This window comes from Massilia sp. TS11 (genome assembly GCF_022012445.1).
Classification (GTDB): domain Bacteria; phylum Pseudomonadota; class Gammaproteobacteria; order Burkholderiales; family Burkholderiaceae_D; genus Telluria.
In genome coordinates this window covers 1-24,028 of record NZ_JAKLTS010000022.1, presented here as the reverse complement: position 1 = coordinate 24,028, position 24,028 = coordinate 1, and the positions used below count along the sequence as shown (strand labels likewise).

The 24,028-nt window shown below is 66.3% G+C and carries 17 protein-coding genes; 11 read left to right on the top strand and 6 right to left on the bottom strand.

Features of this window, described 5'->3' with window-relative positions:
- Positions 1-22 precede the first annotated feature (22 nt).
- The 3 genes from LZ005_RS21035 (at position 23) to LZ005_RS21835 (ending at position 3,771) form a co-directional block, all read left to right on the top strand.
- Positions 23-919 (top strand): recombination-associated protein RdgC, encoded by an 897-nt coding sequence (locus LZ005_RS21035; RefSeq protein WP_237810474.1) that lies wholly within the window; start codon positions 23-25, stop codon positions 917-919.
- Between the two features lie 179 nt (positions 920-1,098).
- On the top strand, positions 1,099-2,106 hold the full coding sequence (gene trpS, locus LZ005_RS21030; RefSeq protein ID WP_237810473.1) for a tryptophan--tRNA ligase: 1,008 nt from the start codon (positions 1,099-1,101) through the stop codon (positions 2,104-2,106).
- Positions 2,107-2,187: 81 nt separating this feature from the next.
- Entirely contained in the window at positions 2,188-3,771 is a 1,584-nt protein-coding gene (locus tag LZ005_RS21835; RefSeq protein ID WP_307727827.1) for a methyl-accepting chemotaxis protein, read from the top strand.
- Between the two features lie 3 nt (positions 3,772-3,774).
- Here the strand turns inward: LZ005_RS21835 and LZ005_RS21015 are convergent, their stop codons facing one another.
- Entirely contained in the window at positions 3,775-4,260 is a 486-nt protein-coding gene (locus LZ005_RS21015) for an asparaginase domain-containing protein (RefSeq protein ID WP_237810472.1), read from the bottom strand.
- Positions 4,261-4,339: 79 nt separating this feature from the next.
- Here LZ005_RS21015 and LZ005_RS21010 point away from each other — a divergent pair, with 79 nt between their 5' ends.
- On the top strand, positions 4,340-5,074 hold the full coding sequence (locus tag LZ005_RS21010) for an L-asparaginase (RefSeq protein ID WP_237810471.1): 735 nt from the start codon (positions 4,340-4,342) through the stop codon (positions 5,072-5,074).
- On the opposite strand, the gene LZ005_RS21005 is transcribed toward LZ005_RS21010, so the two are convergent.
- Positions 5,068-6,063, bottom strand: a complete 996-nt coding sequence (locus LZ005_RS21005) for a D-2-hydroxyacid dehydrogenase family protein (RefSeq protein WP_237810470.1) — start codon at positions 6,061-6,063, stop codon at positions 5,068-5,070. The genes LZ005_RS21010 and LZ005_RS21005 overlap by 7 nt on opposite strands.
- Before the next feature lie 251 nt (positions 6,064-6,314).
- On the opposite strand from LZ005_RS21005, the gene LZ005_RS21000 reads away from it, so the two are divergent.
- Entirely contained in the window at positions 6,315-8,165 is a 1,851-nt protein-coding gene (locus tag LZ005_RS21000; RefSeq protein ID WP_237810469.1) for a phosphoenolpyruvate carboxykinase (GTP), read from the top strand.
- An 88-nt stretch (positions 8,166-8,253) separates the two neighbouring features.
- Here the strand turns inward: LZ005_RS21000 and LZ005_RS20995 are convergent, their stop codons facing one another.
- Together LZ005_RS20995 and uvrA are read right to left on the bottom strand one after the other, a co-directional pair.
- The gene (locus tag LZ005_RS20995) at positions 8,254-9,891 is read right to left on the bottom strand and encodes a PAS domain-containing methyl-accepting chemotaxis protein (RefSeq protein WP_237810468.1); all 1,638 of its coding nucleotides are present in this window, start codon (positions 9,889-9,891) and stop codon (positions 8,254-8,256) included.
- A gap of 101 nt (positions 9,892-9,992) precedes the next feature.
- A complete protein-coding gene (gene uvrA / locus LZ005_RS20990) occupies positions 9,993-12,842 on the bottom strand; it encodes an excinuclease ABC subunit UvrA (RefSeq protein ID WP_237810467.1) in 2,850 nt (949 codons plus the stop codon).
- Positions 12,843-12,990: 148 nt separating this feature from the next.
- Here uvrA and ssb point away from each other — a divergent pair, with 148 nt between their 5' ends.
- The 4 genes from ssb to LZ005_RS20970 all read left to right on the top strand — a co-directional run bounded on the left by ssb (position 12,991) and on the right by LZ005_RS20970 (position 16,934).
- The gene (ssb, locus tag LZ005_RS20985; protein WP_237810466.1) at positions 12,991-13,494 is read left to right on the top strand and encodes a single-stranded DNA-binding protein; all 504 of its coding nucleotides are present in this window, start codon (positions 12,991-12,993) and stop codon (positions 13,492-13,494) included.
- A 167-nt stretch (positions 13,495-13,661) separates the two neighbouring features.
- Positions 13,662-14,261, top strand: coding sequence for a hypothetical protein (locus LZ005_RS20980; protein WP_237810465.1), 600 nt, complete (start codon positions 13,662-13,664; stop codon positions 14,259-14,261).
- 23 nt (positions 14,262-14,284) lie between these two features.
- Positions 14,285-14,935, top strand: coding sequence for a hypothetical protein (locus LZ005_RS21725; protein WP_269106912.1), 651 nt, complete (start codon positions 14,285-14,287; stop codon positions 14,933-14,935).
- A 13-nt stretch (positions 14,936-14,948) separates the two neighbouring features.
- Positions 14,949-16,934 (top strand): hypothetical protein, encoded by a 1,986-nt coding sequence (locus LZ005_RS20970; RefSeq protein WP_237810464.1) that lies wholly within the window; start codon positions 14,949-14,951, stop codon positions 16,932-16,934.
- Positions 16,935-16,943: 9 nt separating this feature from the next.
- Here LZ005_RS20970 and LZ005_RS20965 read toward each other — a convergent pair whose 3' ends face one another.
- Positions 16,944-17,393, bottom strand: a complete 450-nt coding sequence (locus LZ005_RS20965; protein WP_237810463.1) for a VOC family protein — start codon at positions 17,391-17,393, stop codon at positions 16,944-16,946.
- A gap of 99 nt (positions 17,394-17,492) precedes the next feature.
- Here LZ005_RS20965 and LZ005_RS20960 point away from each other — a divergent pair, with 99 nt between their 5' ends.
- Positions 17,493-18,593, top strand: coding sequence for a hypothetical protein (locus LZ005_RS20960; protein WP_237810462.1), 1,101 nt, complete (start codon positions 17,493-17,495; stop codon positions 18,591-18,593).
- A 12-nt stretch (positions 18,594-18,605) separates the two neighbouring features.
- Here the strand turns inward: LZ005_RS20960 and LZ005_RS20955 are convergent, their stop codons facing one another.
- The gene (locus LZ005_RS20955; RefSeq protein ID WP_237810461.1) at positions 18,606-21,077 is read right to left on the bottom strand and encodes a glycosyltransferase; all 2,472 of its coding nucleotides are present in this window, start codon (positions 21,075-21,077) and stop codon (positions 18,606-18,608) included.
- A 638-nt stretch (positions 21,078-21,715) separates the two neighbouring features.
- Between LZ005_RS20955 and LZ005_RS20950 the strand changes: the two genes are divergently transcribed.
- Positions 21,716-24,028: beta strand repeat-containing protein (locus LZ005_RS20950; RefSeq protein WP_373889449.1), on the top strand; the 2,313-nt coding region annotated here is incomplete at its 3' end.

Here is a 24,028-nt window from a genome sequence, read left to right as displayed (position 1 = left end):
TTCTGAAGGAGATGACAGTTTTATGTGGTTCAAGAACCTGCAGGTCTACCGCCTGCCCGCCCCCTGGAACAAAACCCCCGAGGAGATCGAACAGGCCCTCGCCACCCAGCGCTTCGCTCCGGCCAGCAGCAATGAGATGCTGCGCCAGGGCTGGGACTCGCCGCGCGGTAACGAGCAGCTGGTCCACGTGGTCCACAAGCAGATGCTGATCATGCTCGGCACCGAGAAGAAGCTGCTGCCGACCTCGGTCATCAACCAGGTCGCCAAGGCCAAGGCCAAGGACCTCGAGGAACAGCAGGGCTTCCCGCCCGGTAAAAAGGCGATGAAGGAGCTGAAGGAGCGCGTGGCCGATGAACTGCTGCCGCGCGCCTTCTCGATCCGCTCGAATGTGTTCACCTGGATCGACCCGGTCAATGGCTGGCTGGTGGTCGATGCGGCCAGCCCGGCCAAGGCCGACGACGTCGTCAAGCACCTGCTGAAGGCGGTCGACCGCATGCCGCTCGAAAGCCTGCGCGTGCAGCGCTCGCCGGTGACGGTGATGACGGCCTGGCTCGAACACGACGAATCGCCGGCCGGCTTCACGATCGACATGGACACCGAACTACGCGCCACCGGCGAAAGCCGCGCCGCCGTGCGCTATGTGAAGCACACGCTGGAGCCGGAAGACATCCGCCGCCACATCAAGTCGGGCAAGCAGTGCACGCGCCTGGCCATGACCTGGAACGACCGCATCTCCTTCGTGCTGACCGAAGCGCTGGCCGTGAAGAGCGTGAAGGCGCTCGACGTGATGAAGGAAAACGAGTCGAGCGCGGTGGACGACAACGAGAAGTTCGACAACGACTTCATGCTGATGACCGGTGAGCTGTCGAAGATGCTGGCCGACCTGGTCGAGGCCCTCGGCGGCGAAGCCCGCGTCTGAGCTGCTATACTGTCGTCATGAACAGCGTCCGCAAGCATCGTCTGCATTGGTGGCGCCCCTGCTGAGGGGCGGCCTGTTCACACACGTCTAACGTCATTGTGATGCCGCCGGTTTTGGCGGCATTGCTTTTTTCAGGCATCCATCGGGACCGGCGCCATCGAGCCTAAGGAGAATTCCCGATGTCGCAGCAAGCCATTATCCTCACCGGCGACCGTACCACCGGTCCGCTCCACCTTGGCCACTATGTCGGCTCGCTGCGCGCGCGCGTCGAGCTGCAGCACCGCGCCACCCAGTTCCTGCTGCTGGCCGATACCCAGGCCATGACCGACAATGTCGGCCGCCACCAGAAGGTCACCGACAATGTGATCGAGGTCGCGCTCGACTATCTGGCGGCCGGCATCGATCCCGCCAAGTCGACCATCTTCATCCAGTCCCAGGTGCCGGAGCTGTGCGAGCTGTCGATGTATCTGCTGAATCTGGTCACGGTGTCGCGCCTGGAGCGCAATCCGACCATCAAGCAGGAGATCCAGCTGCGCGGCTTCGAGCGCGATATCCCGGCCGGCTTCCTCACCTATCCGGTGGCGCAGGCGGCCGACATCACGGCGTTTCGCGCCACCCGCGTGCCGGTCGGCGACGACCAGCTGCCGATGATCGAACAGACCAATGAGCTGGTGCGGCGCTTTAACCATACGGTCGGCCAGGAGGTGCTGGTCGAATGCGAGGCCGTGCTGTCGGCCGTGACGCGCCTGCCCGGCATCGACGGCCGCGCCAAGATGAGCAAATCGCTGGGCAACAGCATCGCCCTGGGCGCCACGCCGGATGAGATCAGCAAGGCCGTCAAGGCCATGTACACCGACCCCGGCCACCTGCGCGTGGACGACCCCGGCCAGGTCGAGGGCAATGTGGTGTTTGCCTTCCTCGACGCCTTCGATCCCGATCCGGCCGCGGTGGCCGAACTGAAGGCCCACTACCAGCGCGGCGGCCTCGGCGACAGCGTGCTCAAGCGCCGTCTCGATGTCCTGCTGCAGGAGACGCTGGCGCCGATCCGCGCCGCGCGCGAACAGTACAGTGCCGACCGTGGCGAAGTGCTGGCGATGCTGCGCCGAGGCACCGAAAAAGCGCGCGCGGTGGCGGCCTGCACTGTTGCGGATGTCAAACGTGCACTGGGTCTTAATTATTTTTCTTGATTTGCACCAAAGTACAGCATACAAATAGCACCCAGCGGCTTAAGCTCCATTTTTCGATGCAAACCAGTCTCGGAGGATGCCATGGGCAGTATGCGGATCTCGGCCAAATTGAATGCCGGCTTTGGTGGTGTGATTGTCATGTTTGTGCTTCTGGCAGCCTTTACTGCCTGGCGCGTGGATGCGGTCTCGAAAGCCACGGCGCGCATGAACCTGTCGTCGGAGCTGCTGCGCCTGGCCGGCAGCTGGCAGGGCGATGTGCGTCAGAACTCGGCGCGCTCGCTGGCCGTCGGCCTGTCCGAGACGAACGTCATGCTCGACTTCTTCAAGGAAGCGATGACGGCCACCTCGGCCAACACCACGGCCACCCAGAAGCAGTTCTTCGACATGGTGCAGGACCCGGGCTCGCGCCAGCGCGCCGAAGCCGTGGTGACGATCCGCAAGCAGTGGCTGGCCACGCGCGACAAGGTCAATGAGCTGAAGAAGGCCGGCGACGGCGAGGGCGCGCGCGCCCTGGTGATGGGCGAGTTCACGAATGTGACCAACACCTACATCCAGGCCACCCAGGTGCTGGTCGACGGCGAGGTGAAACTGGTGAAGGAGGCCGAGGACGAGATCATGGCCCAGTTCCGCCAGCTGTATCTGGTCGGCGGCGCCCTGCTGGCGGTGACGGTGCTGCTGGCGGTCACGGTCAGCCAGGTGGTCTCGCGCGGGATTGCACGCGGCATCGCCGAGGCCAGCGAAGCGGCCCAGCGCATCGGCCAGGGCGATCTGTCGCAGCCGGTGGTCGTGCATTCGCAGGACGAGATCGGCGAGCTGCTGCAGGGCCTGGGCGCGATGCAGGATTCGCTGGTGCAGGTGGTCTCGCGCGTGCGCACCGGCGCCGAGTTCGTGGCCACGGCCAGCGCCGAAATCGCGCACGGCAATCAGGAACTGAGCGCGCGCACCGAAAGCCAGGCCAGCGCGCTGGAGGAAACGGCGGCCAGCACCGAGGAGCTCGGCTCGACCGTCAAGCAGAACGCCGAGAACGCCCAGCAGGCCAACCAGCTGGCCCTGAGCGCCAGCGCCATCGCCGACGAGGGCGGGCGCGTGGTGGGCGAGGTGGTGTCGACCATGCGCGGCATCACCGAGTCGAGCCAGAAGATCCATGACATCATCAATGTCATCGATGCGATCGCCTTCCAGACCAATATCCTGGCGCTCAACGCGGCCGTCGAGGCGGCGCGCGCGGGCGAGCAGGGGCGCGGTTTCGCCGTGGTCGCCAGTGAGGTGCGCAACCTGGCCGGGCGCTCGGCCCAGGCGGCCAAGGAAATCAAGGAGCTGATCACCGAGAGCGTCGAGCGGGTGCGCCACGGCAGCACCCTGGTCGATCAGGCTGGTAACACGATGACCGAGGTGGTGGCCAGCATCAGCCGGGTCAACACCATCATGGGCGAGATCAGCACGGCCAGCAGCGAGCAGAGCCATGGCGTCAGCCAGGTCGGCGAGGCGGTGGTGTCGATGGAGCAGGGCACGCAGGAGAACGCCGCCCTGGTCGAGGAGATGGCGGCCGCAGCGGCCAATCTGCGCCAGCAGGCGGCCGAACTGGTGGCCTCGGTGGCCGTGTTCCAGCTCGGCGCCGGCATGGGCGCGGCCAGCGGCGCGCCCGGACGCGCCTTGCTGCGCTGAGGATTAGAGCGGCTGGAACACGCCGGCCGTCTTGTTCTTCTTCACATTGTTCCAGCTGAAGATCTGGCCGTTCATGGCCACGTAGACGCCGGCCGGCAGCAGCTGGGCGGCGCTGACGGCGCAGCCGAGGTTGAACAGGGCGTCCGAATTGGCGATCTCGTAGGGGATCATGGCGCCGGTCAGCACGATGGTCTTGGCCAGCGCCGCCGCGCCCAGCACGGCCGCTGTTTCCGGCATGGTGTCGGTGCCGTGGATGATCACGATCGCGCTTTCCGGCGCCGCCTGGCAGGACGCCAGCACACGCGCGCGGTCGGCATCGAGCATATCGAGCGAGTCGAGCAGGGGCAGCACTTCGAGCGCGGCCGGCACCGTCATGCGGGTGCGCGCCAGCACGGCCGGCAGATGGCTGTCTGCAAAGCCGAGCTTGCCCTGGATTTCGTCGTAGTGTTTGTCGAAAGTGCCGCCGGTGGCGAGGATGCGCAGGCTCATGTTCGTGAACAGAAAAAAGTGGAGGGCGTCATGATAGCCGATACGCCGTGCGCACCTCATCTTTTGATACACTGGCCGGATGAAAGCGATCGCTCCCGGCACCGTCATCTTCCATCGCCACCGTGGCTACGGGGTGATCACCAGCGTCAATCTCCTGACCGGCTGGATCAGCGCGCGTTTCGGCAGCGAGGGGCGGACGCTCGACCTGAATCTGTCGAACGATGAAGTGCAGCATGCCGATGGCGAGCCGATCCGTTTTCGCCGCACGCCGCCCGACCGCATGCCCCATGCGCGCCTGATGGCGATGGTGCGCGCCCTGCACCAGGCCGGCTACCAGAAGCTGTACCTGTATTCCTGGCCCAAGCCTTCCGGCCTGCACTGGCGCTGGCATCTGTTCACCGGCCAGCGCAACTGGCTGCAGCGGCCCTGGCGCGAGGGCTGGTATGGCTCGGGCGCCGACTACAACTTCAATCCCGTCATGGGCTGGGGCGACAAGCCCGGCGCCAGCACGGATGAACTGATCCACGCGCTGGCCAAGTGCGATCCGCACGGCCTGGCCCAGGCGCTCGGGCGCGACGAGGACCACACGGCCTGGTTCGCCGAAGTCTGCGATCTGCTGCTGCCCAACTACATGTACAGCCTCGACATGCCGCCGCCGCGGCCCGGCGCCAGCGACATGCCGCGCGTGCCGGTGGTGCCGGTGCGCGCCAATGTGCTCGAGTACGACGGCCCGGCCCTGGCCTGGCCACCCGGCTGGCGCGGCCTGTGGGGCCACCAGCATGCGGCCCCGGCCCCGAAAATCGTGTTCTACTGAGGACGCTGCAGGGCTTCCGGGTTCAGGATATTGGTCGGCTGGCCGGCGGCAAAGGCCAGAATATTCCGGAACGCCGCCTCGAAATACAGGGCATAGCTGTCCTGTTCCACATAGCCCAGATGCGGCGTGCACAGCACGTGCGGCGCGCTCAGCAGCGGGTAGTCGGCCGGCAGCGGTTCCTGTTCAAACACATCGAGCGCGGCCCCGCCCGGACGGCCGGCGCGCAGGGCCGCTTCGAGCGCACCCGGCTGCACCAGTTCGGCGCGGCTGGTGTTGACGAACAAGGCCGTCGGTTTCATCTGCGCCAGATCGGCCGCCGTGACGATGCCGCGCGTGCTCTCGGCCAGGCGCAGATGCAGGCTCAGCACATCGGACTCGGCGAACAGGGCGGCGCGGCTGTCGGCCAGGGCGACGCCATCGGCGGCCGCGTTGCGCCGGGTCGTTTCGCCGCCCCAGGCCAGCACGCGCATGCCGAAGGCCTGGCCATAGCCGGCCACCAGGCGCCCGATCTTGCCGTAGCCCCAGATGCCGAGCGTGCGCCCGCGCAGGCTGCTGCCGAGCGTGTTGAACTCCGGCGTCAGCGAGGCCGTCTGCCAGCGTCCGTCCTTCAGATGGCGCGCATAGGGCACGATCTTGCGCGTGGCGGCCATGATCAGGGCCCAGGTCAGCTCGGCCGGGGCATACGGCGAGCCGACCCCTTCGGCGATGGCGACCCCGCGTTCCGTGCAGGCGGCCACGTCGATGTGGCCCGATACTCGGCCGGTCTGGGCGATCAGCTTCAGCTTGGGCAGGCGCGCCAGCAGCGCACGCGTGATCGGGCTGCGTTCGCGGATCAGGACCAGCACCTCGGCCTCGGCCAGACGGGCCGCCAGCTGGCCGAGCCCACGCACGGTATTCGGGAAGATTTTGACCTCGTGGCCGTCGAGCAGTTTCATGCACTCAAGGTGGCGCACCGCGTCCTGATAATCGTCGAGTATGCAAATTCTCATCGTCTTGCTTGTTTGTTTTGCCTCGAATCCGTAAAGAAAGTACAGGGCTTTCCGGGATGCGAAATAGCCTACTACATTACTCGGGTTAAATCGGCTACAAAAATGTAGTAGGGGCCGATAAAAGGCGTACAATCGGAGCCCCTGTTGCGGGGCGCCCTGCGCCCGACAGTGCCGGATTTGTATTGCCGTGATGCCGCCGCCTGCTGCGCGAGTCATGGCTGCCAGAATTCTTAATTGGCATTGGAGTGAGTATGAACCAACCCGTCATGCATGGCGTTGCAGCACTGAACGTCCCAGCTTACATCAAGCATCGCAAGCTCATCAATTGGGTGGCCGAAATCGCCGCCCTCACCAAGCCGGCGCGCATCTACTGGTGCGACGGTTCGCAGGAGGAATACGACCGCCTGTGCGCCGAGATGGTCGCCGCCGGCACCATGAAAAAGCTGAACCCGGAAAAGCGCCCGAATTCCTATCTGGCCTGCTCCGACCCGACCGACGTGGCGCGCGTCGAAGACCGCACCTTCATCTGCTCGGCCACCAAGGAAGAGGCCGGCCCGACGAATAACTGGGTGGCCCCGGCCGAGATGCGCGGCACCCTGAACGGCCTGTTCGACGGCTGCATGGCCGGGCGCACCCTGTATGTCGTGCCCTTCTCGATGGGCCCGCTGGGTTCGCCGATCGCCCACATCGGCGTCGAGCTGTCCGATTCGCCCTATGTGGCGGTGAATATGCGCATCATGACGCGCATGGGCAAGGCCGTGTACGAGGTGCTCGGCGAGAGCGGCGAGTTCGTGCCCTGCGTGCACTCGGTCGGTGCGCCGCTGGCGGCCGGCCAGCAGGACGTGCCCTGGCCCTGCAATGCCACCAAGTACATCGTGCATTTCCCGGAAACGCGCGAGATCTGGTCGTATGGCTCGGGCTATGGCGGCAACGCCCTGCTCGGCAAGAAATGCTTCGCCCTGCGCATCGCTTCGAACATGGGCTACCAGGAAGCCCAGGCCGGCGGCGCCGGCTGGCTGGCCGAGCACATGCTGATCCTCGGCGTGGAAAACCCGCAAGGCGAAAAGCACTATGTGGCGGCGGCCTTCCCCTCGGCCTGCGGCAAGACCAATTTCGCGATGCTGATTCCGCCCCAGAGCTTCAATGGCTGGAAGGTCACCACGATCGGCGACGACATCGCCTGGATCAAGCCGGGCAAGGACGGCCGCCTGTACGCGATCAACCCCGAAGCCGGCTATTTCGGCGTGGCCCCGGGCACGAACACCAAGACCAATTCGAACTGCATGTCCTGCCTGGACGGCAACACCATCTTCACCAATGTGGCGCTGACCGATGATGGCGACGTCTGGTGGGAAGGCCTGAGCAAGGAAGCCCCGGCCCATCTGATCGACTGGCAGGGCAAGGACTGGACCCCGGCCTCGGGCACCAAGGCCGCCCATCCGAACGCGCGCTTCACCGTGGCCGCGACCCAGAACCCGGTGCTCGATCCGGCCTGGGACGATCCGGCCGGCGTGCCGATCTCGGCCTTCATCTTCGGCGGCCGCCGTTCGACCACGGTGCCGCTGGTGACCGAGGCGCGCGACTGGGTCGAAGGCGTCTACATGGCCGCGACCATGGGCTCGGAAACGACCGCTGCGGCCGCTGGCCAGCAGGGCGTGGTGCGGCGCGATCCCTTCGCCATGCTGCCCTTCATGGGCTACAACATGAGCGACTACTTCCAACACTGGCTGAACATGGGCGCCAAGCTGAGCCAGCAGCCGAAGATCTTCTGCGTCAACTGGTTCCGTACCGATGCCGACGGCAAGTTCGTCTGGCCTGGCTTTGGCGACAATATGCGCGTGCTGAAGTGGATGCTCGACCGCATCGCCGGCAAGGCGGGCGGCAGCGAGAACGTGTTCGGCACCACGCCGAATTTCGAGGACATCAACTGGGACGGCCTGGCCTTCACGAAAGAACAGTTCGCCCAGATCACCTCGGTGGACAAGGCAGCCTGGACGGCCGAGCTCAAGCTCCATGCCGAGCTGTTCGAGAAGCTGGCCTACCATCTGCCGCAGGCCCTGGTCGACACCAAGGCCAAGATCGAGCAGCGCCTGAACGCCTGATTCTCCGGGCACACCAGCAAAAATGGCCGCATGCGCGGCCATTTTTTTTGGGATTCGGAAAAATGGGGTCAGACCCCATTTTTCCGGTTTAGCTGAACACGGGGAGGGCGCGGCGGGTGGCGGCGCGGGCTGGGGTCGCTGCGCCGGGCTGAGTGAGGCCGGCGCGCAGCTTGAAGATGCTGACGGCCTCGGCCAGCTGGCCGGCCTGCTCGTCGAGGCTGCCAGCGGCGGCGGCCGCGCGTTCGACCATGGCCGCATTCTGCTGGGTGGTCTGGTCCATCGCGCTGATCGCCTGATTGATCTGCTCGATGCCCTGGCTCTGCTCGCGGCTGGCCAGCGCAATTTCGCCGACGATGGTGGCCACGCCCTGCACGGCCTGGACGATGTCGCGCATGGTCGCCTCGGTGGCGTCGGCCATCTGCTTGCCGGCGTCGATCTGGCCGACCGAGCGGTCGATCAGGCCCTTGATCTCCTTGGCCGCCACGGTCGTGCGCTGCGCCAGGCTGCGCACTTCGCTGGCGACGACGGCAAAGCCGCGCCCCTGCTCGCCGGCACGCGCCGCTTCCACCGCGGCGTTGAGGGCCAGGATATTGGTCTGGAAGGCGATACCGTCGATCAGGCTGATGATGTCGACGATCTGGTGGGCCGAGTGGCTGATGTCGTTCATCATCGCGCCGACCGCGCTGACCGAGCGGCCGCCCTGCACGGCCACGGCGGCCGTCTGGCTGACCATCTGATCGGCCTGCTGGGCGCTGTCCGCATTCTGCTTCACGGTGGCCGCCAGTTGTTCCATGCTGGCGGCCGTTTCTTCAAGATTCGAGGCCTGTTCCTCGGTGCGCGCCGACAGGTCGAAATTGCCGGCCGCGATGGACTTGGTAGCGACCGTCATTTCGTCGACATTAGCGCGCACATCGCCGATGATGGCGATCAGATTGACCTGCATCTGCTGCAGGGCTTGCAGCAGCTGGCCGACGTCGCCGCGGCAGTCGGCAGTGATGCGGGTGTTGAGGTCGCCGCCGGCGATCGTCCGGGCCGAGGCGATGGCCGCGTGCAGCGGCCGCACCAGTTCGGCATACAGGCGCGCGCACAGGCCCCAGGACAGCAGGGCGCCGCCGCCGGCCAGGGCCGAGCACCAGGCGCGCGCGGCGCCGTGCAGCTGGCTCGCGCCGGACAGGCCGAGTGCCGCAAACAGCAGGAACAGCAGGCTGCCGCTGGCCGCCAGCTGGGTGCCGGCCGACAGATTGGCCAGGCGCGCCATCTGGCCGCGCAGGCCGCGCCGGCGGATCTCGCCGCGCACGATCATGAACTCGGGTTCGCGCGTGGCGGCCATGCTGCGGTAGAGCTTGTCGGCGGCCTCGATCTGGGCGCGCGTCGGCTTGCTGCGCACCGACATGTAGCCGACGGCGCGCCCCTGTTCAAAGATCGGCGTGACGTTCGCCAGCACCCAGTAGAAGTCGCCGTTCTTGCGGCGGTTCTTCACCATTCCGGTCCACGGCGTGCCGGCTTTCAGCGTGCGCCACATGTCCTCGAAGGCGGCCGGCGGCATCTCGGGGTGGCGCACCAGATTGTGCGGCGCGCCCAGCAGCTCGTCGAGCGCGAAGCCGCTGACCTCGACAAAATACGGATTCACATAGACGATCTTTCCCTTCAGATCGGTCTTCGACACAATGGGCTTGCCATCGTCCAGGACGTACTCGATTTGTGTAACAGGCAAGTTCTTGCGCATGGCATCCCCCATTGGTGATGCCTTCAGCATAGCCGTTCAATTTCCTGCCGGAAATTGTACTTTGTGTCGATACAAGGGCCGGGACGCGCCCGGCCCCGGTGTTATGCGCCGAGCAAGGGTTTCAGGTATTTGCCCGTGATGCTGTCCGGATTGTCGGCCACCTGTTCGGGCGTGCCGGTGGCGATGATGCGGCCGCCGCCGGCCCCGCCTTCCGGACCGAGGTCGACGATCCAGTCGGCCGTTTTGATCACGTCCAGATTGTGCTCGATGATCACCACCGTATTGCCCTGGTCGCGCAGGCGGTGGATCACTTTCAGCAGCAGGTCGATGTCGTGGAAGTGCAGGCCGGTGGTCGGCTCGTCCAGGATGTACAGGGTGCGTCCGGTGTCGCGCTTGGACAGCTCGAGCGAGAGCTTGACGCGCTGTGCCTCGCCGCCCGAGAGCGTGGTGGCGCTCTGACCCAGGCGGATATAGCCGAGGCCGACGTCGAGCAGGGTCTTGAGCTTGCGCGCGATGACCGGCACGGCCGAGAAGAAGCTGTGTGCGTCCTCGACCGTCATCTCCAGCACTTCGGTGATGTTCTTGCCCTTGTAGTGGACTTCCAGGGTTTCGCGATTGTAGCGCTTGCCGTGGCAGACATCGCAGGGCACGTAGACGTCGGGCAGGAAGTGCATCTCGACCTTGACCACGCCGTCGCCCTGGCAGGCCTCGCAGCGCCCGCCCTTGACGTTGAACGAGAAGCGGCCCGCGCTGTAGCCGCGCTCCTTGGCCACCGGCACTTCGGCAAACAGGTCGCGGATCGGCGTGAACAGGCCGGTATAGGTGGCCGGATTGGAACGCGGCGTGCGCCCGATCGGGGCCTGGTCGACCGAGATCACCTTGTCGAAATGTTCGAGGCCGCTGATCGCCTCATGCGGCGCCGGGTCGGTCTGGGAGCCGTACAGATGGCGCGACAGGGCCGGGAACAGGGTGTCGTTGATCAGCGTGGACTTGCCCGAGCCGGACACGCCCGTCACGCAGGTCAGCAGGCCGACCGGCAGCGACAGATTGACCTTCTTCAGGTTGTTGCCGGTGGCGCCCTTGATGCGCAGCTGGCGCGCCGGGTCGGCCGGGTGGCGCTTGGCCGGCACGTGGATCTTGAAGCTGCCGTTCAGGTACTGGGCCGTCAGCGATTTCTTGTTCTTCAGGATGTCGCGCAGCGGGCCCTGGGCGATCACCTCGCCGCCGTGCACGCCGGCGCCCGGGCCCATGTCGACGATGAAGTCGGCGGTGCGGATCGCATCCTCGTCGTGCTCGACGACGAGCACGCTGTTGCCGATGTCGCGCAGGTGCTTGAGGGTGGCGATCAGGCGGTCGTTGTCGCGCTGGTGCAGGCCGATCGAGGGTTCGTCGAGCACATACATGACGCCGGTGAGGCCGGAGCCGATCTGCGAGGCCAGGCGGATGCGCTGGGCCTCGCCGCCGGACAGGGTGTCGGCGCTGCGGTCGAGCGAGAGATAGTCGAGGCCGACGTTGTTCAGGAAGCGCAGGCGCGAGACGATTTCCTTGATCACGCGGTCGGCGATGTCTTTCTTGGCGCCCTTGAGCTTGAGGCCGTCGAAATAGGCGAGGCTCTCGCGCAGCGGCATTTCGGCGATTTCGAAAATCGCCCGTTCGTGCTTGCCATTGCCGACCTTGACGTGGCGCGCTTCCACGCGCAGGCGCGCGCCGGCGCAGGACGGGCATTGCTTCTCGTTGATGAACTTGGCCAGTTCCTCTTTCACGGCCATCGAATCGGTCTCGCGGTAGCGCCGCTGCAGATTGGTGACCACGCCTTCGAACGTGTGTTCGCGCACCACGGTGCGGCCGCGCTCGTTGATATAGGTGAAGGGAATCGTCTGCTTGCCCGAGCCGTAGAGCACCACTTCCTGGGCCTTGGCCGGCAGCTGCTCGAACGGCAGGTCGATGTCGAACTCGTAGAACGCGGCCAGATTCGACAGCATCTGGAAATAGAACTGGTTGCGCCGGTCCCAGCCCTTGATGGCGCCCGAGGCGAGCGACAGATTGGGGAACGCGACGATGCGTTTCGGGTCGAAGAATTCGATATGACCGAGACCGTCGCATTCGGGGCAGGCGCCCATCGGGTTGTTAAACGAGAACAGGCGCGGCTCCAGTTCCTGCAGCGAATAGCCGCAGACCGTGCACGCAAATTTATTGGAGTACACATGCTCCTTGCCGCTGTCCATTTCGAGCGCGATTGCGCGGCCGTCGGCCAGGCGCAGGGCCGTCTCAAAGCTTTCCGCCAGGCGCTGCTTGATCTCCGGATTCACCTTCACGCGGTCGACCACCACGTCGATCGTGTGCTTCTCGGTCTTCTTCAGCTTGGGCAGCTCGTCGACCTCATAGATCTTGGCCGCGCCGGTGCCGCTCTGCACGCGAAAACGCACGAAGCCCTGGGCCTGCATGGCCTCGAACAGGTCGACGTGCTCGCCCTTGCGGTTGGCCACCACGGGCGCCAGGATCATCAGCTTGGTGCCTTCGTCCATGGCCAGCACGGCGTCCACCATCTGCGAGACCGATTGCGCCGCCAGCGCATTGTCCGGATGGTCGGGGCAGTAGGGCGTGCCGACGCGCGCATACAGCAGGCGCAGGTAGTCGTGGATTTCCGTCACCGTCCCGACCGTCGAGCGCGGGTTGTGCGAGGTGGCTTTCTGCTCGATCGAAATGGCGGGCGACAGGCCCTCGATCAGGTCCACATCGGGCTTTTCCATCAGCTGCAGGAACTGGCGCGCATAGGCCGACAGCGACTCGACATAGCGGCGCTGGCCCTCGGCATACAGGGTATCGAAGGCGAGCGAGGATTTGCCCGAACCGGACAGGCCGGTGATCACGATCAGCTGGTTGCGGGGCAGGTCAAGATTGATGTTCTTGAGGTTGTGCGTACGGGCACCGCGGATGCGGATTTCTTCCATGGACCTTGGCTTTCGTATTGGACGGCGGGGTACTGTATATAATACCAGTATTCAAGGGTGTGCGTGCGCGGCCGTTTTGGGTTTGCGAGAAACGGGTCGCTGACCGCATAATAGTGGTTTGAGTGTACCGAATGAGGGAGTGTATTTCATGGCGTCTGTGAACAAAGTCATCATCGTCGGCAATCTGGGCCGCGATCCGGAAATCCGCTACATGCCGAGCGGCGACGCCATTGCCAATGTGGCCGTGGCCACCTCCTACCGCGCCAAGGACCGCAACACGGGCGAGCAGAAAGAGCAGACCGAATGGCACCGCATCGCCTTCTTCGGCCGCCTGGCCGAGATCGTCGGCCAGTACCTGAAAAAAGGCAGCTCGGTGTACGTCGAAGGCCGTCTGCAGACGCGCAAGTACACGGACAAGGACGGCGTCGAGCGCTACACGACTGAAATCATCGCTGAAAACATGCAAATGCTCGGCGGCCGCGGCGACGGCGGCGGCATGGGCGGTGGCATGGGCGGCGGCATGGACGACGACTACGCCCCGGCCGCGCGCCCGGCCGCCCGTCCGGCGCCGGCTGCTGCAGCCCCGGCCCCGCGCCCGGCCCCGCGTCCGGCACCCAACTTCTCGGACATGGACGACGATATTCCGTTCTGATTGCGCGGCACCCTGTCATTGCAACCCCAGCCCGTTCGCGCGGGCTGGGGTTTTTCATTTCTGAAAGTCAAGCCAAAAAGATTTATCTAGCGCAATAAGCTGCCTGGAACCCCTCCTAGACTGTTGCTTCGGGCGCCCAGCCGTGTGCCCTTCTCAGGAGACCAACCATGGCACAACAAGCACAAAACCTGTCCGTCGAAGCCGATGAGTGCGTCACCTTGACGCCCGACTCCGCGCGCTTCAAGGCCGTCGTTCAACAGTATCGTCCGCAAAGCATTGCCGAAGTGCGCAAGCTGCTCGGTCCGTCCGCCATGCCTGACACGGCGCCGGTCCGTTCCAGCTGTTGTCTGCCGTCCGAGCTGACGGCCAATCTGCCCGACCCCGAGGCCCTGAACGCCAAGGACGAGGCGACCCGCTACCGCGCGCGCATGCAGGCGGCGATGGCCGCGCGCGCCTATGTCCAGGCCCCCGATGCGCGCGAGCTCAAGTATTTCGAGCCGGTGCTCGACCGCTACATCGCGCTGACCCGCCCCATCCTGTATGCCTTTCTGTTCGGCGACATCGACATCGCCAACGGCGCCACGCTGACCCTGGCCAAGAATGCGCACATCCTGTTTGCCGGGAATGTGCGCATGCACGGCTCGGGCCGCATTGTCTGCAAGGGGCCGACCACGATGCGCGTCAACTCGATCAATGGCCGCATTCCCACCCTCAGCGTCAGCACCTCTGCGGCCGCCTCGGCCGTCAGCATGGCGCGCGATGCTTGATTCACGACCCAAGGAGACAGACCATGCCGAATATTCTTGCTCGCGGTGATGATGGCGCGCCCGGCGCCGATGGCGTTGCCGGTACTACCCAATTCAAGGCCACCAATGGCCAGAACGGTGTCGACCACTGGAATGGCGACGATCCGCCCAAGCGCGGCGACGATGGCGTGAAGGGCCCGCGCGGCTCCGACGGCACCAGCGGCCAGGACGCGCGCGACGGCAGCGACATCGTGATCGAAGTGACCGATTTCATCACCGGCGTCGATGTCGACACGCGCGGCGGTGCGGGCGGCCACGGCGGCCATGGCGGCGCCGGCGCCAATGGCCAGGAGGGCGGTGATGGCGGCAAGGCGGCCGATGATGGCGATCCGCCGGGGGGCGGCGGCAATGGCGGCAATGGTGGCGATGGCGGGAACGGCGGCCGCGGCGGCAATGGCGGCAAGGGCGGCAACATCACCGTGATCGCCAAGTCCATCACCACCGGCACCCTGAATGGCAATGCCGAGGGCGGTCCCGGCGGCGTGGGCGGTTCGGCCGGCCCCGGCGGCCAGGGCGGCGCCGGCGGCGTCGGAGCCCCGCATGGCTCGACCGGTGCGCCGGGCAACAACGGCGTGCCGGGTCCGAGCGGCAGCAAGGGCCGCGACGGGCAGATCGTGATCCAGGAACGTCCCTGAGCGGTGCGGCGCCGTGCTCTCGCTCGAGCAGATCGTCCGTGGCCAGCTCGATCAGTTGATCGATTGGGCTGGCCTGCCGTCCGCGCTGGCGGAGCGCACGCGCGCCGTGTTCACCCATCTGACGGCGGGGGCCATGGCGCGCCCCGCCACCCCGCCCTTCGACGGCCTAGCGCGGATCAACGCGAACGGCCTGCCGTTTCAGTGGTCGTTCTGCCTTGGCGCCGGTCTGGCACCGAGTCTGCGCTTTCTGTGCGAACCCGGCCCGCCCGGCGCCTCGGCCCGGGATCGGCTCGGGGTAGCGCGCACGGCCCTGACCTGTGCGCTCGAGGCGCTCGATACGCCGCTGCCGGATTGGCTGGACGAGGCGGTGTTTGCGCAGCTGCTGCCCGCACCCGCCGACTGGCCGGCGCACTGGCGCAGTGCGCTGTGGTTCGGCGTCGGCGCGTCGGCGCACGGCGTGCTGGTCAAACCCTATGTGAACCTCAATCGCGGCACGCCGCTGGAGCGCTGGAAGCGCGCGGGCCGCGTGCTGCAGGCCCTGGGCCGCGATGCGGCGCTGGCGCAGCTGTGTGCGCTGTCGGGCCAGGTCTCGCGCGATTCGTGGCCGGTTGGCCTGGCCTTCGATGTGCGCCCCGATGGCAGCTGCGGGCGCATCAAGCTGTATTTCGAATCCGGCGCGGTCGGGCCGGACTGGCTGCAGCGCTGGTATCAGGCCTGCGGCGCGCTCGAGCACAGCGCGGCCCTGCGTGCGATGCTCGAGGCTTTTCCGTACGCGGGCCGCAGCAGCTATCCGGAGCGCGCCTTTGTGCTCAGCCTGGAACTGCACGAGCAGGGCCTCGCACTGAAAACCGATTTCGCCCTCACGCGCTGGATTGGCGACGATGCGGCGATTGGCGCCGGCGTGGCCAAGATGCTGGCCCAGCTGGGCGCGCCCGCGCTGGCGCTGGAGGGCGCGCTCGATGCGATCGGGGCGCGGCCCTTGTCGCCGGTCTGCACGCGCAGCCTGCGCTTCGTCGGCCTTGGGCATGAACCCGATGGCGCCACCCACCTGAATGTGTATGTCGAGCCGCCCTTGCCGCAGGCGGCCGCGCCGGCTGTGCATGCGCCGCCGCGCGCGGATGATGCGGCGCTGCGCGCCGGCCTCGATTTTCTGGTGCAGCAGCAGGACGGCGGCCAGTGGTGCGACTACGCGCTGCCGGTCGGCGTGGCCGACCAGTGGATCACGGCCTACGTGCTGTGGATGCTGGCCGGGCTGCCGCCGCGCCTTGCCGATGGCGCCACCCGGTCCGCCATCGAGGCGGGCTGCGCGCGCCTGCTCGCCATCGGCCAGCAGGCCGGCGCCTGGGGCTACAACGCCGGCACCGGGCCGGATGCGGATTCGACCGCCATCGCCATCCTGGCGCTGCGCGCGCATGGCTACCCGGTGCCCGCTGCGGCGCTGGATTTTCTGAGCGGCTGCCTGACACCGGACGGCGGCTGCGCCACCTACCCGGCCGGGACGACGCCAGGCGGCAGCTGGTGCGCGGCCTGTACCGAGCTCAGTGCTGTGGCTGCGCTCGCCCTGCCCGAGCAGGCCGCGTCGCTGCGCCACTACATCGTGGGCGCGCCACGCCAGCAGACCCTGTGGCTGCCCTACTGGTGGTTGACGCCCCTGTATCCGACCTGGCTGGCGCTGCGCGCGCACGCGCCCTGCGAGGGGACGGCCCTGCGCAGCGCGCTCGGCGCCTATCCGGCCAGCGGCCCGTTTGAGCTGGCGCTGCAGGCGCTGTGCGCACACCATCTCGATCTGCCCGGCCTCGCGCAAGGCCTGGCGCGCCGCTTGCGCATGCTGCAGCGGGCCGATGGCAGCTGGACGCCATCCGCCTGGCTGCGCCTGACGGCACCGGCATCGACGGCGCCGTGGGCCGACATCGATGCCGGCCCCGCATATCCGGACGAACGCGCCGTGTTCACCAGCGCCACCGCGCTGGCCGCCCTGCTGGCCGTGCGCGCGCCCTGAGCTGCGGGCTCATTTGCCGAAGAACTGCAGCAGATTCCCTTCCGGGTCGTAGACGCCGAACACGCGGTAAGGTCCGCCCGCCGGCTTGCCCAGTTCGATCGCGATCGGCACGCCCTGGGATTTCAGCGACTGGTAAAGCCCGTCCAGATCATCGACCACCATGCCGGCCTTGAAGAAGCCGTGCGTCAGGCTGGCCTGGGCCACGTTGCCCTGGCCGGTGCGCGGCTGCGCGGCCGGCAGCTGCAGCAGCTCCAGCAGGGCCGCGTCCTTCTTCAACAGCGCAAAGCGGATGCCGCGCTCCTTCACTTCCCCTTGCGAATACACCGAGAAGCCGAGATGATCGCGATACCATGTGAGACTGCGTCCCAGGTCGGCCACGGAGAGCGCGATGAACGGAGCGTCGGCGGCGCGCGCCGACAGGGACAGCAGCATAATGGTGGCAAGCAGAAGGCGGCGCATGCGGGCTCCTTGGGTGAGAAGACGGTGGACCGCTGCCGAGTATAGCAGACGCGAGTCTCTTTAATTAATTATTTTGTCTGAGCGATGATGCAGCCAAGTGTGCTTCTGGTGTCCGTCTACCCCGGTGTGAATGGCCTGCTGCTGCCCGAGCGGCTGGCGCTGGCCGGCTGCGAGGTCCTGTATGCGGGTTCGCTCGAACACCTGGCCGCGCAGTCGCGCCATCTGCGCGCGCGCTTCGAGATCCCGCGCGACGGCGAGCGTGTGCATATCGAGGCCTTGCGCGCAGCCTTCGAGCTGCATGCGCCGAGCCGCTTCGTGCCGCTCGACGAGCCGGCCGTGGTGCTGATCGAGCAGTTCGCGCGCACCCGCAGCGAGGGCGCGCCAGCCTGGATGGCGCGCATGGCGGAGGTGGCGCGCGCTTCGCTCGGCAGCGGCACCCAGGCGCGCCAGCCGGTACGTCAGCGCACGGCGGCGATGGCGCGCGCGGCTGGCCTGGCGATGGCGCCCCAGTGCGACAACCCGGACCTCGACGCGGCCCTGGCATTCGGCGCCGCACACGGCTATCCGCTGTATCTGAAGCTCGAACATTCGGCCGGCGGCGCTGGCGTCACGCGTCTGGCCGATGCTCAGGCCGTGCGCGACTGGCATGCGCGCAAACCGCTGCCGGCCCCGCAGCAGTCAGTGCTGCAGGCCGAGGTGTCGGGCCGACTCGGGATGTTCGCGGCCGTGGCCGAACAGGGCCGCATGCTGGCCGGGGTGGCGGCGTTTCAGGTGCAGACGCGCAGCGATTCGGCGCTGGCGCCCAGCAGTGTGGTGCGGGTCGGTCCGGATGCGGCGATGGCGCGCGCGGCCCAGGACTTCATTGGCGCGCACGGCCTTACCGGCATGCATGGCTGGGATTTCATCATCGGCCCGGATGGCGAGCCGCGCCTGATAGAATGGAACCCGCGCGCGATCTCGATCAGCCACCTCGGTCATCTGGTGGGGGCCGACCTGTGTGGGGTCTGGGCCGAGGCCTTGCGTGGCGCTGCCCCGCACGCGGCGCGTCTGGCCGACAGCGCGCACACGGTCGCCCTGTTCCCCTACGAGTGGGTGCGCGATCCGCGCAGCCCCTGGCTGCGCACGGCCCTGACGGATCTGCCCTGGGACGATGCGCCCCTGGTCAGCACCGTGATGCAAAAGACCCTGCGCTTTGCTTGAGGGCCGCTGCCCTCAGCCGCCGAACAGCTGCGGATTCCAGTAGCGGATCGCCTGCAGGCGCGCGCGCACACGCGCTCCGACCACCTCCGGCGCCAGCTGGGCGCGCACATCGCGCGCCGCGCGCGCGCCCATGCGCTCGCGCAGGCCGGCGTCGTCGAACAGGGTGCGCAGACACCAGGCCGCGTGGTCGATGTCGGCTTCGGCCCACAGCGGGCCGGGGGGATAGGCGCCGAGGTCCTGCTCGAGCGGTTTGAGCGTGAAGCGCACCGGCATCGAATTCTCGTGCGTCATGAAATCCATATTGGCCGACCAGCCGGTGGCCACCACCGGTTTGCCGAGGCACATCATCTCGGCCGGGGCCAGGCCGAAGCCTTCGGCGCGGTGCAGCGACAGCAGGATGTCGCAGCAGGCCTGCAGGTCCCACACCTCCTGGCGCGAGAGGAAGCGCTCGATGATCACCGTGCCCGGCAGGTCGTGCAGGTGAGCGTGCAGTTCGCGCACGGCCTGCGGGTGGTGCTCGCCATTGATGGTTTTCACCACCAGGATGGCGTCGTCGCGGCCGGCGATGGCCTGGCGGAAGGCGGCGATCGCGGCCTGCGGATTCTTGCGGTACTGGTAGCTGTGGAAGTCGTACATCATCAGCACGGCCAGCTTGTCCTCGGGCAGGCCGAACTGGCTGCGCTGCACGCCCGGCGTGGCCTGCACGATCAGGGCGTGCGGCACGATGTACAGCGGGCGCGGCGAGATCGGGGCGATGGCGTCGTACACGAAGCGCGAGGGCACCCAGATCTCGTTCAGGTGATGGAAGGCCTGCCAGAAGCGCTCGGGGAACTCGGGCTGCTCCCAGTGCCAGAAGCCGATCTTGTAGGCGTTGTTGACGCCCTGGTCGCGCATGTAGTCGAGCGTGCGGATGGCCTGGTCGGCATTCACATACACGAGGTCGACCGCATAGTTCTCGTCGCGCGCGGCGCTCAGGATCTCGGTGTCGCTCTGGCGGTTGTCGGTCTGGTAGCCGACGTCGAGAATCGAGAACGGCAGCTCGGCCGCGCGGCAGGCGCGCGCCAGTGAACGGGCCGCTTCGCCGACGCCGAGTTCGGCCGCCACGTAGCCGACCAGGTTCAGGCCAAGGTCGCGCGAGACCTGGACCGGCAGCTGATCCGCGGGCGCGGGCAGGGCCGGGGCCAGGGGCTGGGTCTGCGGCTTGTCCGGCAGCAGGCCGCCGCCGGCGAGCAGGGGCCACAGGGCCAGGCGGCGCAGCCAGCCGGCGCGGCCGCGCGCTTCGGGCGAACGGCCGGCCCCGGCCACCAGGCGCAGATAGCCGGCCGTGGTGGCCGCGCGCGTGGACAGGGTATTGAGCGCATGCTGGTCCGGTTCGCGGTTGAGGAAATATGCATACACCTGATGCAGGCGGCGCAGGGCCAGGCTGTCGTTCTGCACCGGCGGCGGCTCGAGCGGACCGGTGCCGGGGCCGAGCGCAAACGGGTCCTGGCCGACGCGCTTGCGCACGCCCGGGTCCTTGCGGTACAGGGCGCGCGTGGCCGGCAGGATCGGGGTGCCATCGTCGAAGTTGGCATAGCCGTAGGGCAGCTTCTGGTAGTCGGCGGCGCCATTCGCGACGACGCGCGCGCAATAGCCGAGGATTAGTTCGCGCGCGAGCGGCTGGATGGTCTCGAGCGTGAAGCGGTTCTGGTGCTTGGACACCGGCTGCGGATTGAGCGCATTGACCCCGCTGTAATGGAAGAAGGCCAGCGGCAGGCCATTGACCGTGTACACCTCGTCCTGCTTGCCGATCTCGCGCTGGGCGATATTCCAGTAGGCGACGTTGTAGCCCGGGTGGCGCAGGATGGCCACATCGTTGTACAGGCCGGGCACCAGGTCCATCCAGCTCTGGTCCACGAAGATGCCGTTCTTCACATCCACCACGCAGTCGTGCGCGAGCTTGCCCTGCCACCAGTCGAGCAGGCGCTGGCTCGACTCATGCCGGCGCAGGCCGATGAAACCGAGGTTGTAGGTGCCGGCCACGCGGATCGCCAGCTCGTTCGGATGCAGCTGGTCGGTCATCGGGTGGGTCAGGTGCGGGGTCAGCACCATGCTGGCGCCGGCGCGCAGGTGGTCGAACACCTCGCTCAGCGGGCGGTACAGATAAATATCGGGGTCGATGTACAGCACCTGGTCGTGGCCGCGCGCGAACAGGTGGGCCAGGGCCCAGGGCTTCACGGCGGTGTTCAGCTCGAGGATCGTGTACTGGAACATGAAGCCGCGCCCGCCCGGCAGATCGAGCGCCGTCAGGGCAATCGCCTCGAACTCCGCCGCCAGCGCCGCGGCCGGGGCCGGGTCGGTGTCGACGATCACGCAATAGCGCCGCGCCTCGGGGTGCTGGCGCGCCACGCTCTCCATCAGGGTGCGCGCGTAATGCAGGTAATTATTAGAGACGATCGTCAGGATGGCCGGCACGTCGGCCAGAGCGGGGTCATGGGTAGTCATCCCGCGATTATCGCCGAAGGTCTGGCAATTTGTGAAACAGCTGGCGCAAACCGTGTCTGTTCCGCGGATGGGGGGCGCGACCCGGTGTTCAAAATCGAACACGATCCCTGCAAAGGGCTTGTTTTCGCGACATCTACTATTGGTAGTAGGTGAGTGACTGCTAACCGCTAAAACAGCACTATTTTTGATGGGCAATACTTCAGTGTCTGGCCGCGCCGTCGTTTACCCGTAGACGCAGAAGGTGGCGTGGCATGGAAGATACGAGACATGTAAAGCAATTTTGTTTCTTTTTGGAAACGGATTAAAGTTACGCTCCGGCGTAGCCGCTATTGACGTACGGATTCGGTTCCTCCGGAGCACTTGTGGTCGCTCGGGCTGTGTCAAGCTGTATAAAAAATTAACGTTCAATAAATAATCGGACGGCGTTTTCCAGGGCGGGAGCGCCGATCAGCACCAGGTAAGTCCTAGGAGAAGGAAAAATGACGACTTCAGCATTCAACGGCATGGCCACTAATGTGGTTGCGGCGCTTACCAGCACGCAAATTGTCGCTCTCGGAACCTTGGACTACGCTGGCCTGTCAAGCGACCAGATCTCGGTCCTGACATCGCTGCAATATCCTTACATCGAATCTCAGGATATGGCGCAGATCACCTCCGATGCGATTGCTCAGATGAGCACGCAGATGGCGGCGGCGCTGTCCTCCTATCAAGTGCAGGGCATCAGTACGACGGCCCTGTCGTCCTTGAATACGCTGGACGTCACCAAGCTGACGACCGCCGCCCTGGCCGGACTGAAGTCGCACCAGGCCGCGGTGCTGACCAGCGATCAGGTGGCGGTGCTGACGACGCAGCAAGCCTCGGTGCTGACCTCCGCCCAAGTCGGCAACCTGAATACGAATGCCCTGAACAGCCTGAACACTGATGACCTGCGCGTCCTGAGCACGCATGTCATCAACAGCCTGCGCTCGAGCCAGGTGGCCGGTCTGAGCACCGACCAGATGAACAAGCTGACCACGACCCAGGTGGGCGTGCTGTCGACCGCCACCATGCGTCAGCTCAACAGCGACCAGGTCCAGGGTCTGAGCTCGGCCCAGATGGCTGTGATGAGCTCGGCTCAGTTCCAGGCCCTGAACACCAATGCCATGGCGAACGTGGCCACCGACGACATCGTCGGCCTGAGCACCACGGTGATCGCCTCGCTGACCGCCGCGGAAGTCACGACCGGCTCCGGCGCCGTGATCACCTCGGATCAGCTGCAAGCCTTGACCTCGTCCCAGCTCGGCGCCTTGACCACCGCCGTGGTCGGCACGATGAGCTCGGACCAGATCGTCAACCTGACCTCGACCCAGATCGTCGGCATGAACTCGAGCCAGCTCGCTGCGATCAGCACGCTGGGCATGTCGGCCATGGAAACCGACGACCTGGCCCAGCTGTCGACGGCCGCCATCAGCGGTCTGAAATCGACCCAGGCCGCGGTCCTCAATAGCGACCAGGTGGTGGCCCTGAACACGGCCCAGGCCAATGCCCTGAGCACGGTGCAGTTCGCCAACCTGAACACCCTGGCCCTGTCGAACATGGAGACGGTCGATCTGGCCGCCGTGAAGACGGCCGCCATCGCCGCGATGAACGCCAGCCAGGCCGCCAACCTGTCGACCCTGCAGATCAACACCCTGGGCAACACCCAGTTCGGTGTGCTGTCGACCCTGGCCATGGCTAACCTGACGTCGGATCAAGGCGCTGCCCTGAACTCCTCGCAAGTCGGCGCGATCAGCACCCTGCAGTTCTCGAACCTGAGCTCGCAAGCGATCGTCGGCCTCGAAACCAATGACGTCGGCCAGATCCCGGTCGCCGCCATGGGCGCGATGAAGACTCTGCAGGCTGTGGGCCTGAGCTCGGATCAGATCCCGCTGTTCAACAGCGCTCAGCTGCAGGCGATGAGCACGGCCGGCTTCAGCGCCCTGAATTCGAACCAGGCTGCCGCCCTGAACACCCAGCAAGCCTCGGTGATGACCAGCGCCCAGCTCGGCGCCATGAGCAGCGCCGGCGTCAGCGGCATCGAGTCGCAAGACTTCGCCCAGCTGACCGCCACCGCCATCCTCGGTCTGAAGACGACCCAGGTCGGCGCGCTGAACAGCGACCAGCTGTCGGCCATGACCTCGGCCCAGGGCGCTGCCCTGAGCGCCACCCAGGCTGCGCTGATCAACTCGACCGCCCTGAGCGGTATGAACACGGTCGCCCTGCGTGCGCTGAGCACCGGTGTGATCCGCGCCCTCAACAGCTCGCAAGTGGCCGGTCTGAACACCGACCAGATGGGCAATATGACCACGCTGCAGGTGAACAACCTGACCACGCTGGCCATGAACAAGCTCAACAGCGAGCAAGTGCAGGCAATGACCTCGCTGCAACTGAGCGGTCTGACCTCGACGCAGTTCCAGGCGCTCAACACGAACGCGATGGCGAACGTGGCCACCGACGACATCGTCGGCCTGAGCACCTCGGTGATCGCCTCGCTGACCGCCGCTGAAGTGACGACCGCCTCCGGCGCCGTGATCACCTCGGATCAGCTGCAAGCGCTGACCTCGACTCAGATCGGCGCCCTGAGCACTGCGGTGATCAACACCATGAGCTCGGATCAGATCGTCAACCTGACCTCGACCCAGATCGTCGGCCTTAGCTCCACCCAGATCGGCGTGATCAACACGCTCGGCGTGTCGGTCATCGAGACGGTGGACTTCTCGCAACTGTCGACCCTGGCCATCAGCGGTCTGAAATCGACCCAGGTGGCTGTGCTCAACAGCGACCAGGTGGTGGCCCTGAACACCGCCCAGGCCAATGCCCTGAGCACCCTGCAGTTCGCCAACCTGAACACCCTTGCCCTGTCGAACATGGAAACGGTCGACCTGGCCGCCGTGAAGACGGCCGCCATCGCCGCCATGAAGTCGGACCAGGTG